Below are 15,507 nucleotides of genomic sequence, written 5' to 3' on the forward strand. Positions count from 1 at the left end.
AACAATTGATGATTTTTGAGACGAGAACAACACAATGAAATTCACGCTTTCCTGGCTCAAGGATCATCTTGAGACCGACGCCACCCTCGATGAAATCTGCAAGCGCCTGACGGAAATCGGCCTCGAGGTCGAGGATGTCGACGACAAGGCGGCGTTCAAGCCCTTCGTCATCGCCAAGGTTCTGTCGGCTGAAAGACATCCTGAAGCCGATCGTCTGAAGGTCTTGTCGGTCGATGCCGGCCCTGACGTCAACGGCGGCAAGCCGTTGCAGATCGTCTGCGGTGCGCCGAACGCCCGCGCCGGTCTGGTCGGCGCGCTGGCGCAGCCGGGCGATTATGTGCCGGGTATCGACGTGACGCTTGGCGTCGGCAAGATTCGTGGCGTCGAAAGCCACGGCATGATGTGCTCCGAAAAGGAGCTGAACATGTCCGACAGCCACGACGGCATCATCGACTTGCCTGCTGATGCGCCCGTCGGCACCTCTTTTGCCGCCTACGCCCATCTCGACGATCCGGTCATTGAGATCAACCTGACGCCGAACCGTCCGGACTGCACCTCGATCTACGGTATCGCCCGCGATCTGGCGGCATCAGGCCTTGGCACGCTGAAGACACGGCCCGCGCCGTCCTTCGCCGTCGACGGCGAGACGCCCGTCAAGGTGACGCTCGATCTCGACGACGACAAGCTCTGCCCGGGTTTCGCGCTCCGCCTCGTGCGCGGCGTCAAGAACGGCCCGAGCCCGAAGTGGATGCAGCAGCGCCTGCTGGCGATCGGCCTGCGCCCCATCAACGCGCTCGTCGACATCACCAACTACATGACCTTCGATCAGGGTCGGCCGATGCACGTCTTCGACGCAGCGAAGGTCAAGGGCGACCTGACCGTCCGCCGCGCCAAGGGCGGCGAGACGGTGCTGGCGCTCGATCAGCGCGAGTACAAGCTTGGACCGAACAATGTCGTGATCGCCGACGCCGATGGCATCGAGTCGATCGGCGGCATCATGGGCGGCGAGCATTCCGGCTGCGACGAGAACACGACGGATGTCCTGATCGAGAGTGCTCTCTGGGATCCGATGAACATCGCCAAGTCGGGCCGCGGCCTCGGCATCATCACCGATGCCCGCTACCGCTTCGAGCGCGGCGTCGATCCCGAATACATGGTTCCGGGTATCGAGCGCACCACCGAACTGGTCCTCGAGCTCTGCGGCGGTACGGCGGCCAAGGCCGATGTCGTCGGCTACAAGGGCTATGAGCCCAAGGTCGTCGATTTCCCCTTCTCCGAGGTCAAGCGCCTGACGGGCCTTGAGGTCTCGACCGAAGAGAGTGTCGCCATCCTGACCCGCCTCGGCTTCAAGGTGTCCGGCACCGGCGAGCGTGTCTCCGTTGCCGTTCCGTCCTGGCGTCCCGATGTCGACGGCAAGGCCGACCTCGTCGAGGAAGTCATGCGTATCCACGGCGTCGACAACATCAAGCCGGCGCCGCTGGAAAGCCATGCGGCCGTAAACGGCAAGATCCTGACGACGCTGCAGATCCGCACCCGCACCGCCAAGCGCGCGCTCGCCTCGCGCGGCATGCTGGAGGCCGTGACCTGGTCGTTCATCTCGGAAGATCAGGCAAAGCTTTTCGGCGGCGGCTCGCCTGCGCTGAAGCTTGCCAACCCGATCGCTGCCGATATGTCGGACATGCGTCCGTCGCTGCTGCCGGGCCTGCTGAGCGCTGCCCAGCGCAATGCCGCCAAGGGCTATGGCGACGTCGCGATCTTCGAAGTTTCCGGCACCTATGAGAACGATCGCCCCGAGGGCCAGCGCCGCGTTGCCGGTGGTGTGCGCCGTGGCACCGCCTCGTTCGCCGGCGCCGGCCGCATGTGGCTGAACGCAGCCAAGGGCGGCGGCAAGCCGGTCGACGTCTTCGACGCCAAGGCCGATGCGCTTGCCGTGATCGAGGCTTGCGGCCTGCCGATGGGCAACATCCAGATCGAGCAGGGCGGTCCTGCTTGGTACCACCCGGGCCGTTCAGGCACGATCAAGATGGGCCCGAAGATCATTCTCGGCTATTTCGGCGAGTTCCACCCCTCGACGCTGGAAGCGCTCGATGTCTCCGGTGCGCTCTCGGGCTTCGAAGTCTATATCGATGCCATGGCCGAGCCGAAGAAGAAGGCGACCCGCACCAAGCCGGCGCTGGAGCTTTCGCCGTTCCAGGCCGTAAAGCGCGACTTCGCTTTCGTCGTCGACAAGTCGGTGGAAGCCGGCGCGATCATCAAGGCCGCCTCCGGCGTCGATCGCAAGCTGGTCACATCAGTCAACGTCTTCGACGTCTTCGAAGGTCCGTCGCTCGGTGAAGGCAAGAAGTCGGTGGCGATCGAAGTCCAGATCCAGCCGGTCGACCGTACGCTGACCGACGAGGATTTCGAGGCGCTGACGCAGAAAATTGTCGCCAGCGTCACCAAGGTCACCGGCGGCGTCCTCAGAGCCTGAGGCGCATGATCTTTTGAAGCACAAGGCCGGCGATCATTTCGCCGGCTCAGACTGCTCACGAAGTCTTATGGCATAATAGGGTGGATACCCATCCATCGTCACCCCGGCCGACGAGCCGGGGTCCAGCGCGCGCAAGTCCTTGCGCGCAATAGGCTCTTTGGCACCGCAGACGCGGTGCCGCTGGATGCCGGCTCAAGGCCGGCATGACGGAGAAAGGGATCGCTCCGCAAAACACTTTCTCAACAAGCTGGGCCGGCGATCGTCTCGCCGGCTTTTCTAGGTGTGGAGATAGTAGAGCTTGTTGACGATCGTCCAGCGGCCGTCGATCTTCAGCATCGAGAGATAGTCGGTGAAGCGCATGCCGGCGAAATCGTCGCTGACCTTCACGCTTGCCGCATCGCCGGCGATGTCGAGCATCTGGATGTCCATATGCGGCTGTGTCGTGGGCGGCGCCGAGCCTTCGGCGACGATCGCGGCGATGAACTCGTCCCGGCTCAGCCATTCGACGGCGTTTTCATAGTGTCCGATGATGGCGCATCGCGGATGAAAGGCCTTCCGCAATGCTGCTTCGTTCGCGAAGGTCATGCCTTCGACGTAGAGATGAACGACTGCTTCGATTGCTTGCTGGTCCGACATGTCTCACCTCGCCAGAACATGTTCTTAGCATAGTGCAGGGACTGCGCGCGGCAAGGCCGAAGAGGAACACGGCAAGCATTCGAAGCGTCAACCTTTAGAGGTTGGTCATCGCCAGCGATGCCTCCGAGTAGCGCTTGCCGGCAATCTGATCGAGCGAGATCGTCTCCGTCAACTCGGTCAGTTCGCCCTTGCTGAGCACGATGTCGGCGGCAGCCGCATTCTGCTCCAGATGGTTGACCTTGCGCGCGCCGGGGATCGGCACGATGTCGTCGCCCTGGTGTAGAACCCAGGCGAGCGCCAGTTGTGCCGTCGTCACGCCCTTCTGCTTCGCAAGCGCCTCGAGCTTTGCCACCAGCGCGGCATTGGCGTCGAAGTTCTCGGCCTGGAAGCGCGGCAGCTGGCTGCGGAAATCGTCCGCGCCGAGATCCTCCCGCTTCTGGATCGCACCGGTCAGGAAGCCGCGGCCAAGCGGGCTATAGGGTACGAAGCCGATGCCCAGCTCGCGGCAGGTATCGAGGACGTCATGCTCGGGGTCGCGGGACCAGAGGGAATATTCGCTCTGCAGCGCCGCGATCGGGTGGACCGCATGGGCGCGGCGGATGGTAGCGCTGCCGGCTTCCGACAGGCCGAGAGCCCGCACTTTGCCCTCCCGAACCAGCTCGGCCATGGCGCCGACGGTCTCCTCAATCGGGACGTTGGGGTCGACGCGATGCTGGTAGAAGAGGTCGATGACGTCGGTGCCGAGCCGCTTCAGCGATGCCTCGGCAACCCGCTTCACATTCTCAGGACGGCTGTCGACGCCTGTTAGGGCCGCGGCGCCCGATTTTGTCGGGTCGAACGTGAAGCCGAACTTGGTGGCAATGACGACGCGGTCGCGCACCGGTTTCAGCGCCCGCCCGAGAAGCTCTTCGTTGGTGTAGGGGCCGTACATTTCAGCCGTGTCGAAGAAGGTGATGCCGAGGTCGACGGCGCGGTTCAGCGTCCTGATCGACTCGTTCTCGTCGCTGGCGCCATAGGCAAAGCTCATGCCCATGCAGCCAAGGCCGACGGCGGAGACTTCAAGGTCGTTTCCGAGTTTGCGGGTTTTCATATGCGGGCTCCTTTGTCGAGCGAAGATCGAACCGCCGTGCTGCGGTATGAGAGAAACCTAGCGCTTCGGCAGCCATCAAAAAATACGTGCAATACGTAACAGGCTGTTCTAACAGATAGATCAATGAACCGTACCCAACTCGCTCAACTCGCCGTCCTCGCCGCCGTTTCCGAACGGCGGAGCTTTCGCGCTGCCGCCAAGGAATTGCAGATCGCACCGTCGGCCGTCAGCCACGCGGTCTCGAGCTTGGAGGAAAGCCTTGGCGTCCGGTTGCTTGCGCGCACGACCCGCAGCGTGGCGCCGACGGAGGAGGGGCGGCTTTTGCTGCAGCGGCTGAAGCCGGCGCTGGATGAGATCGGGATCGCCCTGGAAGCCGTAACCGAAGCGGGCGGACGACCGGCCGGCAATCTCCGCGTCACGGCGCCGCGTTTCGCCTCGGATATCCTGCTCGCGCCGCGCCTCGGCGAGTTCCTGAACCGCTATCCCGACATCACGCTGGAAATCGCCAACGAGGATGGCTTCATCGACATCGTGCGCGAGGGCTTCGATGCCGGCATTCGCCTGGAGGAGAGCCTGGAGGCTGATATGATCGCCGTGCGGGCCTCACCGAACTTGACCACCGTCATCGCCGGATCTCGGGAGTATTTCGAGCGGCACCCGAAACCTCTGCATCCCTCCGATCTCGTCCACCATCGATGCATCAAGCGCCGCTTTACCAACGGCACGATCTACCGCTGGGAGTTCGAGAAGGATGGCCAGGAACTGGTGGTCTCGGTCGACGGTCCGCTTATCGTCAGCGAGGACAGGCTGGCGCTGATTGCGGCGCTGAACGGCGTCGGCCTCGCCTATCTCTTCGATCTCCGTGTCGAGAATGAGCTGACAAGCGGCAAGCTCGTTCGTGTTCTGGAGGATTGGTGTTCGCCCTATCCGGGCCCGTTCATTTATTATCCGAGCCGCCGCCAGATGCGGCCGGCCCTGCGTGCTTTCATCGACTTCTTTCGCCATGTCCCCTGAGGCGGAGGGATGCCTGGCGGCATCCACTCCGACAGAACAGGCGATCAGGCCGCTGCCTTCTGGTTCGCAGCCGTCGTGGCGAGCTGCGTCAGCGTCTTGTCCGTCGCCGTTTCTTCCTGCAGCGTCTTGTCGAGCAGGGCAACGGCGTCCTTCTTGCCGAGCGTTTGCGCCCAGGTCTTCAGCGTGCCGTAGCGGGCAATCTCGTAATGTTCGACCGCCTGCGCCGCGGAGATCAGACCGGCATCTATCGCCGGCGAGCCCTTGAACTCCTCGATGATCTCCTCGCCCTCGGCAATGATGCCCTGGATCGCCTCGCAGGTCTTGCCCTGGGCCCGCTTGCCGACAAGTTCGAAGACTTGCTGCAGACGTTCGACGTGGCCTTCCGTCTGCTCGCGATGCTTTTCGAAGCCGGCTTTCAGCTCTTGCGATTGCGCCGCCCGCGCCATCTTCGGCAGGGCACGCAGGATCTGCCGTTCGGCAAAATAGATGTCTTTCAGCGTATCGTAGAACAGATCGTCGAGCGTCTTTTCTTTGGCCATTGTCTCTTCCCTTGTTGTGTGGAGAACCGTGAAGCGCGGACGAAAGGGTAAGATAAGAGGACGCTAATTGTTCCGGCAGTTTTTCGGGTTGCGCCGATCGTCAGGGAGCGCAGACTGCACCGTTCAAGCAATGGGAGCCTTGTGTGAAGAAACCTGGATCGATGAAGGGCCTGGAAGAACTCGGGCGTGCGCGTCTTTCGAAGAATTTCTTCCTCCGCGATTTCCTGCACTCCGAGATCGCCGATTTCTATCGCATTCCCAATATTCCCGAAAATCCCGATCTGGCGATCGAGGCGGGGAGGCGGCTCTGCGAGGAACTGCTGGAACCGTTGCAGGCAACCTTCGGACGGCTGCACATCCGTTCCGGCTATCGTTCGCCCGAGGTCAACCAGTTCGGCAACCGCAACAATCTCAATTGCTCGTCAAATGCCGCAACGGCCGCCGATCACATCTGGGACCTTCGCGATTTCGATGGCTGCATGGGGGCAACGGCCTGCGTCGTCGTCCCGTGGATGATCGATAATTACAGCAACGAGGAGGACTGGCAGCGGCTTGCCTGGTGGATCCACGACCATCTGCCCTATGCCGCACTCTGCTTTTTCCCGAAACTCTGGGCCTTCAACATCCAGTGGCACGAGCGGCCACGCCGTATCATCCAGAGCTATGTCAGGCCGCGCGGCATCTTGACGAAGCGGGGGATGGAAAACTGGGATGGCAGCCACTCCGGGTTCTACGAGGGCTTCCCGCCGCTCAGAAGCTGATGCGGTAGCGAATGTGCCCGTCGTTTTCGACGTAGCTGTCGTAGAGCGCCCGCGCCGTCTTGTTCTGCTCGCTGGTGTGCCAGTAGAGCCGCGACCAGCCGTTCTTCCCGCAGAGCGAAACGAGGTCGTCCATCAAGGCGCGACCGACGCCCTTGCCGCGCGCGGCCGGATCGACGAAGAGGTCTTCCAGATAGCAGTCCTTGCCATGGATCCATGTCCCTTCATGCGTCAGGCTGAGCGTGAAGCCCATCACCTTGCCGTCCACTTCGGCGACGCGCATGAAGATCGCTGACGCCGGATCGAAGACCCGGCGCCATGTCGCATCGGTTATGTCAGGATCGACCGTGACCTCGTAGAAGGCGAGATAGGCGGCCCAAAGCTCGCGCCAACGCGCTTCGTCTTCGGGCTTCGCATCGCGGATCGTCACGGTCATCGCATGGCTCCCGTCAGGCGCCCGCCTTGTCGAGCAGCGCCATCGCGTCGTCGGAGAATGAAAGTGTTGCCGACTTGGTCAGGCTGTCAAGCTGCGACAGGCTGGTGGCGCTGGCGATCGGGGCGGTCACGCCCTTCTTTCTCAGCAGCCATGCAAGCGCGATCTCGGCCGGCTTGGCGCCGGTTTCCGCCGCGACCTTGTCGAGGGCTGCGAGGATCTTCAGCCCCTTGTCGTCGAGATAGCCGGCTGCCTTGCCGCCGCGTGCCTTGCCTTCGGTATCGGCCTTGCTGCGGTACTTGCCGGAGAGGAAGCCGGCGGCAAGACTGAAATAGGTGATGACGCCGATGTCTTCCTTGACGCAGAGGTCCGCCAGAGGGCCTTCGAACGGGGCGCGGTCGTAGAGATTGTATTCCGGTTGGATGACGTCGTAGCGCGGCACGCCGGCCTTCTCGGCGGCATCGAAGGACGCCTGAAGCTGCGTGGCATCCAGATTGGAGCAACCGATCGCGCGGACCTTGCCCTGCTGCTTCAGCTTGGCAAAGGCGCCGAGTGTTTCTTCATAGGGTGTGTTCTCATCCGGCCAATGCGAGAGGTAGAGATCAATATGGTCCCTCTGCAGCCGGCGCAGCGAATCCTCGACCGCCTTCAGGATATAGGTTTCCTTCAGCGACTTGCCCTGGCCCATGTCGGAGCCGACCTTGGTGATGATCACAGCCTTGTCGCGCGAGACCTTGCCGCGCTTCAGCCACTTGCCGATGATCTCCTCGGAATCGCCCCCCTTGTTGCCCGGAACCCAGGCCGAATAGACGTCGGCCGTGTCGATCGTGTTGAACCCGGCGTCGAAGAAGGCGTCGAGAATATCGAAGGACATCTTCTCGTCGGCGGTCCAGCCGAAGACGTTGCCGCCGAAGACGATCGGGGCGATCGAAAGGTCAGTTTTTCCAAGACGGCGCATATCCATGGCGCTCTCCTAAAGTGCTGAATTGATTGAAATCGATGACGCGACAGAACGCCGCCGGGAGGTAACCTAGCGCGGCCGTCGTGCGATGGAAACCTGCTCCTTGAATTGTGATCGCGACATTGCGCCGCCGCTGTCGCCTTACTAAGGTGCGCAAAAATCGAAACAGGAGAGGAGTGAGGCTATGCTGCGTTTTGGTATTCTTTCGACCGCGAAGATCGGCCGTGAACTCGTTGTTCCCGCCATCCAGGACGCGGAAAACTGCGTCGTGACGGCGGTTGCCAGCCGCGATCTCGGTCGAGCCCGGGAGATGGCGGATCGTTTTTCCGTTCCGCACGCCTTCGGCTCCTATGAGGAGATGCTGGCCTCCGACAAGATCGACGCGGTCTACATCCCGCTGCCGACCTCGCAGCACGTCGAGTGGACCATCAAGGCCGCCGATGCCGGCAAGCATGTCCTCTGCGAAAAGCCGATCGCGCTGAAGGCCGATGAGATCGACAGCCTGATTGCTGCCCGCGACCGCAACAAGGTTCTCGTCACCGAGGCCTACATGGTCACCTATACGCCGGTCTGGCGGAAGGTCCGCTCGCTGATTGCGGAGGGCGCGATCGGCACGCTCTTGCATGTCCAGGGTGCGTTCACCTATTTTAACCGCGATCCCGGCAATATGCGCAATATCCCCGAGCTCGGCGGTGGTGCGCTTCCCGATATCGGCGTCTACCCGACGATCGCAACGCGCTTCACGACCGGCAAGGAGCCGCTCCGCGTCCAGGCCGTCACCCGTCGCGATCCGGAGTTCGGCACCGACATCTATTCCAGCGTCAAGGCCGACTTCGGCGACTTCGAACTGACCTTCTATGTCGCCACGCAGATGGCGAACCGCCAGGTCATGGTCTTCCACGGCACCGATGGCTTCATCGAGGTGAAGTCTCCCTTCAACGCCGATCGCTGGGGCGCCGAGGAAATCGAGCTGACCAACCGCAGCCACAATGAATCGACGATCTTCCGCTTCCCGGACAGCCGTCAGTACAAGCGCGAAGCGGAAGCCTTTGCGCGGGCTGCCAAGGGTGAGAATGAAGAGATCGTGTCGCTGGAGAGCTCGAAGCTCAGCCAGAAGTTCATCGATTCGATCTATCGCGCCAGCGAGAAGGACGGCTGGGAGCCGGTCTGATCAGTCGCCTCGGAAGACGAAGCGGGAATAGCCGAAGAAGCTGAAAAGCGTGGATGCGGCGGTGGAAAGAACCATCGCCGCCAGCGGCTGCAGGTCGGGCAGCCGCAGCAGCAGCGCCGAATAGAGCCCATAGTTCACCAGCGCCGCCGTCACCCCGACGGAGCCGTAGCGAAATCCTTCGACCGCCAGCGAATGACGGGACGGCTCGAAGGTGAATGTGCGGTTGAAAACCCACGTCGTCGCCATCGCTGCGGCGATCGCAATCAGCCTGGAGATGAATGGCCCGAGCGTCGTCAGATGCAGCAACAGGCTGAGCAGGCCGGCATCGACCACGAAGCCGAGGCCGCCGGCCATGCCAAAGCGCAAGAGCTTTCTCATGCCGCGTCCGTCTTCCGGGCGCGGGGAATGTGGATCGCCGCGTCATCGGATGTCGTCACGACCTGCTCGGCGATAAGCTGTTTCGAAAGACCCATGTAGTGGATCCGAAGCTGCTCGGCGCGGGCGCGGGAAACGGAGTCGAGAATGACGCCAGCCGTGAACATCATGAAGGATACCATCATCAGCGCCATCGATAGCACCCATGTCGGCATACGGCTGACGAGGCCGGTCTGGAAGTATTCGGCGAGCACCGGTGTCATGAAGACAAGGCTGCCGGCCATGAAGACGCCGCTGATGATGCTGAAGAAGGCGAAGGGTCGCGTTTCCTTCATCAGCATCGCAAACATCCAGAGGATCTTGGCGCCATCCTTGAAGGTCGAAAGCTTCGAGTGCGATCCCTCGGGCCGGCGGCCGTAGTCCAGCTCCAGTTCGGTTACCGGCAGCTTCAGCCGCGAGGCATGCACCGACATCTCGGTCTCGATCTCGAACCCGCCGGAAACGGCCGGAAAGCTCTTCACGAAACGGCGCGAGAACACGCGGTAGCCCGAGAAGATGTCGGTAAAATCAGGCCCGAAAATCGCGCGGTAGAGAACGTTGAAGATGCGGTTTCCGAACGCATGGCCCTGGCGCCCCGCGTCGGCATGGACGCCGCGGCGCGTCCCCACGACCATGTCGGATCGCTCGGTCAGCATCGTGCGGATCAGTTCTTCCGCATCGTCAGGCGAATAGGTGCCGTCGCCGTCGGCCATCAGGTAGATGTCGGCATCGATATCGGCGAACATGCGGCGGACGACATGGCCCTTGCCCTGGCGTCGCTCGCGAACGACGTGGGCGCCGGCGAGCATCGCATGCAGCGCCGTCCCGTCAATCGAGTTGTTGTCGTAAACGTAGATGCGCGCATCCGGCAGAGCGGCACGGAAGCCGCGCACGACATCGGTTATCGTCGCCGCCTCGTTGTAGCAGGGTAACAGCACTGCAACGCTCATCGTGTCGTTACGCGATCCAATCATTGGTCCTACCCGTCGCGAGAAATTCGACGAAGTCTAGACGTCGGCCGTTAACAAGTAGCTATATCGCGCTGCTTTTGGCGGTCTTTTACGGTTTCTTGATATGCGGCCCCTAAGGTCGTCCAAACTCAATGATGAGACCGCTGATGGCGACATTTGCTCCGATGATTGGTTCACCACCCGTGTCGCTTGGTAGCCGGATAAGGCAGGCATTCAAGAGGCTTTGGCCGTCGGTGCTGTTCTACAGCCTTGTCACTATGGTCGTCATCCTGGCTCTGAAGATTCCGAATGCGAAGGATTACGTCGGCGCCGACAATGACGACGGAATGCGGCTCGTCGAAGTTCGCGATTTCCTGAACGGCCAGGGCTGGTTCGATCTGATGCAGTATCGCATGGGGTTGGGCTCCGGCACGCTCATGCATTGGTCGCGGCTGATCGATCTGCCGATCGCCGGCCTGATCAAGTTCTTCGGCCTGTTTCTTGCGCCGGAGCGCGCGGAAGCGGCAGCTCTGCTGGTCTGGCCGCTCTCGCTGATCATACCGAGCCTGTGGGCTATGGCTGTTGCCGGAAGGCGCGTCGGCGGCCTGCTCGGAATGCACATAGCGCTGACCTTCTCCGTGTTTCTGTTGATCACCAGTAACCGTTTTCTCCCCGGATCGATCGATCACCACAATGCGCAGTTCGCGCTCGTCGCGATCATGACGGCGATGCTTCTCGACGAAAAACACGGTGCGTGGAGCTATGCCGCTGCGGGTCTGGCAGCGGCTGTTGCGATCGCCATCGGCGCCGAGACGACCCCCTTTGTCGCGGCGGTCTGCCTGATTGTTGCCATTGCCTGGGCATGGGAAGGGGAGGCTTATGCGACGGCCGCGAAGTCTTTCGGCCTGACGCTTGCGCTGTCGATCAGCGTTCTCTTCTTCGGAACGGTGCCGCCACGGCTTTACTCGGCGGTGACCTGCGACAACCTCTCGCTCGGCTATTACAGCCTTGCCGCGATCGGAGGCGGGCTGCTGCTTGCCAGCGCCACCCTGGCCAGCCGCTATCGCCGCTCTGTTCGTTTCTTGGTTCTCGGCGGCGTCGGCATTGCCGTCCTGGGGTCGGCGATCTCCATCGCTCCGCAGTGCCTGCACAATCCGCTCGCGGACCTTGATCCGATGCTGGTGGATCTCTGGCTCAACAATGTGCAGGAGGCGCAATCGATCTTCGGTGCCAACCGGCAGGATACCTATACACTCGGGTATTTCTACGCCACCGGCCTGTTCGCGCTCGCCGTCTGCATCTTCCGCCTGGCGTATGGCGATCGGGTTCGCATCCACCTTGTCCTGCTTTGCCTACTTTTCGTCAGCTGGGGCATTGCGGCAGTGCAGGTTCGCGGTTCGCCATTCTCGAATCTCGTGGCGATTTTCCCGCTCACTTTGCTGATTATCGATATGCGTCGCGTATCGAACGGAGACCGCGAAAACGTCGTTGCGGCATTCTTCTATATCGCAACCGTTCTTCTGAGCGTCGCGACGGTCTGGGGCTTTGCCGGCGGCTTGATTGGAAGCCGGTTGAGCACCGGTTACACCGATCCGACCGACGATATCGACAAGCGCTCCTGCTCGTCGCGGACAACAATCGCGCCATTGGTGGATCTCCCCGCCGGCCTGGTGGTTGGCCCGTCGGACATGGGTGTTTCGATCCTTCGATTTACCGGCAATCGCATCCTCTCGGCGCCCTATCACCGCAATCAGGGTGGCATGCTGACGGAGATGCACATCGGCCTTGCTCCGCCGAAGGAGGCCGAAGCCTTCCTGCGCGGCACGGGCGTCACCGTGCTCGCCTTCTGCTCCGAGAACCCTCAGACCGCCGAAATCGCCAAGATCAAGCCGGATGGGCTCTATGCGCAGTTGGAAAAGGGCAATGTGCCTGATTACCTGCAGGCGTTGCCGAGACCGGATGGATCACCGGTGCAGTTCTTCCGTTACGTCGGAAGCAACTGAGGCTCAGACGAAACGCGCGCGAGCCCGGGCGCGTTCGAGGACGTGGATGCCGAAGAGGCCGGCGAGCAGGCTGAAATTGTAGGAAACGAGCGCCAGCGCGAAGGACAGGAACGACGCTGCCGCCGGTGACGTGAAGACCGCCGCGACATAGACTACACAGACCAGAAAACCGACAACGACCATCGAGACCACGGAGCGCATCGGTGCTGTGGCAAGTCCAAGGGCAATGGCTGTAAGAGCGATCATTCGACATCTCCTGAGTCGCGGTCAGTATATGGCCTGCACCTTTTAGGAACAATTAATGTACCGGGCTATCCCCATATTACTGGATAGACAGTGCCGTTACGGTTGTAATGCGTAGCGGCACTATTTTGTTCTCCGTTAGACTAAGCCTATGATATTTCCGGCTGTTGTCCCGGTTTGATGGATGCGCGATACTCGCAGAGGCAGCAAGGCGCTATCGGCCACCGCGTCGAAGGTCAGGACGCCTCCGGAAGCCATGGTCACGGTCAGCATTCCGCCCGTGCCGACGAAAAGCGCGCGGGTCGTCTCGGCAAGATCTGTGTCGTCGTTGGGGGTGACGGCAAAGCCGGAGCTGGCGGGACCGCTAAGCGAGGGCGCATGCGAGGCGAAGCGATCGGACATCTGAGGGGCTCCTTGTGTTGAGAAGACCCATCATGCGGTGCGCATCGGAATGCGGGGAAACAGCTCGCCGGCGCGAAGGTCCGCGATCTTGCTAACGATCTGAAATCGATGATTTTCCGTCTGGAATGAGGCGTTAACGGCGCGAGAAACGTCCCCGCCTGGGGCTGCTCTTTCCCGACGCTTCGGCTAGAACAATGGCATGAGCAGCATCTTCGAGAGCGATTCGCCGACCAATCTCAGCGCCTATTCGGTGTCCGAACTGTCGGGCTCGATCAAGCGTACGGTCGAAACGGCATTCGACCAGGTGCGCGTGCGCGGCGAAATCTCCGGCTATCGCGGACCGCATTCGTCCGGCCATGCCTATTTCTCGATGAAGGACGACCGCGCCCGCATCGACGCCGTTATCTGGAAGGGCACCTTCTCGAAGCTGAAATTCCGCCCCGAGGAGGGGATGGAAGTCATCGCCACCGGCAAGGTCACCACTTTTCCCGGCTCGTCCAAGTACCAGATCGTCATCGAAACGCTGGAGCCCGCCGGTGCCGGCGCCCTGATGGCGCTGATCGAGGAGCGGAAACGAAAGCTCGGTGCCGAAGGCCTGTTCGATCCCGCGAGCAAGCGCCGCCTGCCGTTCATGCCGCGGGTGATCGGCGTCGTGACCTCGCCGACCGGCGCGGTTATCCGGGACATCCTCCACCGCATCTCCGACCGCTTTCCTGTCCATGTCCTCGTTTGGCCGGTCAAGGTGCAGGGTGAAGGATCGGGCGAGGAGGTCGCCAATGCCATCCGTGGCTTCAACAGCCTGGCGCCCGGCGCCGATCTGCCACGGCCCGATGTGTTGATCGTCGCGCGCGGAGGCGGCAGCCTTGAGGACCTCTGGAGCTTCAACGACGAGATCGTCGTGCGCGCCACGGCGGAAAGCGATATTCCGCTGATTTCGGCAGTCGGCCACGAGACCGACTGGACCCTGATCGACTACGCCGCCGACGTGCGTGCCCCGACGCCGACGGGGGCTGCCGAGATGGCGGTTCCGGTCAGGGCGGAGCTGGAAGCGCAGGTGACCGCTCTGGCGGCGCGCCATCGCGGCTGCATCAACCGGCAGATGGATCATCGTCGTCAATCGGTGCGCGCGCTGATGCGTGCCTTGCCCTCGCTGGACCAGTTGCTGGCGCTTCCGCGTCGCCGGTTCGATGAAGCGGCGACCGCCCTCGGCAGGGGGATGGAGCTCAACACCATCAACAAGCGCCGGAGTTTCGAAAGGGCAGCGGCGCATCTCAGGCCCGATGTTCTGTCGAACCGGATCGGCGAACGGCGACAGCTGCTCACCGATCGCATGGCGCGCGCCGAGCGAATGGTGGAACGGCTGGTTGATCGTTCGAAGGCCCGCATCGATCGCGCCGATGCGATCTTTGCGTCGCTGCCGGCACGGCTGATGACCCAGACGGCCCGCATGCGCGATCGGCTGGGCAATCTGGCGCGGCATGGCGATACGGCCGTCCGCCACAAGCTGACGCGCGCCCGCGCCGAACTTGTCGGGCATGATCGCGTGCTGCAGTCTCTGTCCTACAAGAATGTTCTGAAGCGCGGCTATGCCGTCATCCGGGACGAGGATAACCATCCCTTGTCGCAGGCCGCGATGCTGGCGCCTGACATGAACATCTCGATCGAGTTCGCGGATGGTCGCATCGACGCCGTCACACGCGATGGCGACGACGTGCCGGCGCCTGCGAGAAAGCGGCCGGCAAAGCCCGCCGACACCGGCGATCCCGTGGCTCCGCCGAAGCAGGGTAGCCTCTTCTAGATGAGCGACCGGCGCCATTTTCTGATTGTCCTGGCGCATCCGCTCGAAACGAGCTTCGCGGCTTCGGTCGCGGCGGCTGCTCGCGAAACACTGGAGGCCAACGGTCACAGCGTCGATCTGCTTGATCTTTACCGGGAGGATTTCGACCCGCGCCTGTCATCGGCGGAGCGCGTCGGATATTTCGATAGTCCCTACGACCTTTCGGGCGTGGCCGGCATCGTGACGCGGTTACGCGCCGCTGACGGTTTGGTGCTGGTCTTTCCGCAATGGTGGTTTAATTTCCCGGCGATCCTGAAAGGGTTCTTCGACCGCATTCTGGCGCCCGGCGTCGCGTTCACCCATGATCAGGCCGGTGGCCGCATCGTACCCGAGCTCACCAATATCAATACGCTCTGGGCGCTGACCAGCACCGGATCGCCTTGGTGGCTCGTGCATCTCTACATGGGCAACCCGGTTCGCCGCCTGCTGAAGCGCGGCATCGCCAATTTCTGCTCGAAATCCCTGAATTTCCGGATGCTCACGCTGCACGACATGGATCGCGCCACGCCCGCGAAACGCGAGGCTCATCTGGCGCGCGTCAAGAAAAGCCTGAGCGCGATCTAGCCGCACATTCGCCTGTCGCAAA

General features: G+C 62.1%; 16 protein-coding genes. 7 read left to right on the forward strand and 9 right to left on the reverse strand.

Going from position 1 to position 15,507, the window contains the following annotated elements:
- The first annotated feature begins 34 nt into the window (after nucleotides 1-34).
- Nucleotides 35-2,470, forward strand: a complete 2,436-nt coding sequence (pheT, locus tag ASE04_RS10895) for a phenylalanine--tRNA ligase subunit beta (protein ID WP_056816466.1) — start codon at nucleotides 35-37, stop codon at nucleotides 2,468-2,470.
- A gap of 276 nt (nucleotides 2,471-2,746) precedes the next feature.
- Here the strand turns inward: pheT and ASE04_RS10900 are convergent, their stop codons facing one another.
- Both ASE04_RS10900 and ASE04_RS10905 read right to left on the reverse strand, forming a co-directional pair.
- Nucleotides 2,747-3,106: a nuclear transport factor 2 family protein gene (locus ASE04_RS10900; protein WP_056816470.1), complete on the reverse strand. Its 360-nt coding sequence runs from the start codon at nucleotides 3,104-3,106 to the stop codon at nucleotides 2,747-2,749.
- 94 nt (nucleotides 3,107-3,200) lie between these two features.
- Entirely contained in the window at nucleotides 3,201-4,196 is a 996-nt protein-coding gene (locus ASE04_RS10905) for an aldo/keto reductase (RefSeq protein WP_056816474.1), read from the reverse strand.
- 123 nt (nucleotides 4,197-4,319) lie between these two features.
- Here ASE04_RS10905 and ASE04_RS10910 point away from each other — a divergent pair, with 123 nt between their 5' ends.
- The gene (locus ASE04_RS10910) at nucleotides 4,320-5,210 is read left to right on the forward strand and encodes a LysR family transcriptional regulator (protein WP_056816476.1); all 891 of its coding nucleotides are present in this window, start codon (nucleotides 4,320-4,322) and stop codon (nucleotides 5,208-5,210) included.
- A gap of 44 nt (nucleotides 5,211-5,254) precedes the next feature.
- On the opposite strand, the gene ASE04_RS10915 is transcribed toward ASE04_RS10910, so the two are convergent.
- Complete coding sequence (locus tag ASE04_RS10915) at nucleotides 5,255-5,749, reverse strand: YciE/YciF ferroxidase family protein (protein ID WP_056816478.1); 495 nt, start codon at nucleotides 5,747-5,749, stop codon at nucleotides 5,255-5,257.
- Between the two features lie 143 nt (nucleotides 5,750-5,892).
- Between ASE04_RS10915 and ASE04_RS10920 the strand changes: the two genes are divergently transcribed.
- Nucleotides 5,893-6,510, forward strand: coding sequence for a hypothetical protein (locus tag ASE04_RS10920; protein WP_056816481.1), 618 nt, complete (start codon nucleotides 5,893-5,895; stop codon nucleotides 6,508-6,510).
- Here ASE04_RS10920 and ASE04_RS10925 read toward each other — a convergent pair.
- Together ASE04_RS10925 and ASE04_RS10930 are read right to left on the reverse strand one after the other, a co-directional pair.
- The gene (locus ASE04_RS10925) at nucleotides 6,500-6,943 is read right to left on the reverse strand and encodes a GNAT family N-acetyltransferase (RefSeq protein ID WP_056816482.1); all 444 of its coding nucleotides are present in this window, start codon (nucleotides 6,941-6,943) and stop codon (nucleotides 6,500-6,502) included. The genes ASE04_RS10920 and ASE04_RS10925 overlap by 11 nt on opposite strands.
- A 13-nt stretch (nucleotides 6,944-6,956) precedes the next feature.
- The gene (locus tag ASE04_RS10930; protein WP_056816487.1) at nucleotides 6,957-7,904 is read right to left on the reverse strand and encodes an aldo/keto reductase; all 948 of its coding nucleotides are present in this window, start codon (nucleotides 7,902-7,904) and stop codon (nucleotides 6,957-6,959) included.
- Between the two features lie 181 nt (nucleotides 7,905-8,085).
- Here ASE04_RS10930 and ASE04_RS10935 point away from each other — a divergent pair, with 181 nt between their 5' ends.
- On the forward strand, nucleotides 8,086-9,072 hold the full coding sequence (locus tag ASE04_RS10935; protein ID WP_056816491.1) for a Gfo/Idh/MocA family protein: 987 nt from the start codon (nucleotides 8,086-8,088) through the stop codon (nucleotides 9,070-9,072).
- Here ASE04_RS10935 and ASE04_RS10940 read toward each other — a convergent pair whose 3' ends face one another.
- Both ASE04_RS10940 and ASE04_RS10945 read right to left on the reverse strand, forming a co-directional pair.
- Nucleotides 9,073-9,450, reverse strand: coding sequence for a GtrA family protein (locus ASE04_RS10940; RefSeq protein WP_056816494.1), 378 nt, complete (start codon nucleotides 9,448-9,450; stop codon nucleotides 9,073-9,075). It lies immediately after the preceding gene.
- Nucleotides 9,447-10,460 carry a glycosyltransferase gene (locus ASE04_RS10945; RefSeq protein WP_082597315.1) on the reverse strand — a complete coding sequence of 338 codons (1,014 nt, stop codon included), beginning with the start codon at nucleotides 10,458-10,460 and terminating at the stop codon, nucleotides 9,447-9,449. Before ASE04_RS10945 ends, ASE04_RS10940 begins: the two co-directional genes overlap by 4 nt.
- A 143-nt stretch (nucleotides 10,461-10,603) precedes the next feature.
- Between ASE04_RS10945 and ASE04_RS10950 the strand changes: the two genes are divergently transcribed.
- Entirely contained in the window at nucleotides 10,604-12,439 is a 1,836-nt protein-coding gene (locus ASE04_RS10950; protein ID WP_056816497.1) for a hypothetical protein, read from the forward strand.
- Nucleotides 12,440-12,442: 3 nt separating this feature from the next.
- Here the strand turns inward: ASE04_RS10950 and ASE04_RS10955 are convergent, their stop codons facing one another.
- Complete coding sequence (locus ASE04_RS10955) at nucleotides 12,443-12,685, reverse strand: hypothetical protein (protein WP_056816500.1); 243 nt, start codon at nucleotides 12,683-12,685, stop codon at nucleotides 12,443-12,445.
- A 135-nt stretch (nucleotides 12,686-12,820) separates the two neighbouring features.
- Nucleotides 12,821-13,084 (reverse strand): spike base protein, RCAP_Rcc01079 family, encoded by a 264-nt coding sequence (locus tag ASE04_RS10960; RefSeq protein WP_056816502.1) that lies wholly within the window; start codon nucleotides 13,082-13,084, stop codon nucleotides 12,821-12,823.
- Between the two features lie 199 nt (nucleotides 13,085-13,283).
- Between ASE04_RS10960 and xseA the strand changes: the two genes are divergently transcribed.
- Together xseA and ASE04_RS10970 are read left to right on the forward strand one after the other, a co-directional pair.
- Nucleotides 13,284-14,882 carry an exodeoxyribonuclease VII large subunit gene (gene xseA, locus ASE04_RS10965; protein ID WP_056816505.1) on the forward strand — a complete coding sequence of 533 codons (1,599 nt, stop codon included), beginning with the start codon at nucleotides 13,284-13,286 and terminating at the stop codon, nucleotides 14,880-14,882.
- Nucleotides 14,883-15,485, forward strand: coding sequence for an NAD(P)H-dependent oxidoreductase (locus ASE04_RS10970; protein ID WP_056816508.1), 603 nt, complete (start codon nucleotides 14,883-14,885; stop codon nucleotides 15,483-15,485). It abuts the gene before it with no gap.
- Nucleotides 15,486-15,507 lie beyond the last annotated feature (22 nt).

The organism is Rhizobium sp. Root708, from assembly GCF_001429725.1.
Lineage (GTDB): Bacteria > Pseudomonadota > Alphaproteobacteria > Rhizobiales > Rhizobiaceae > Rhizobium.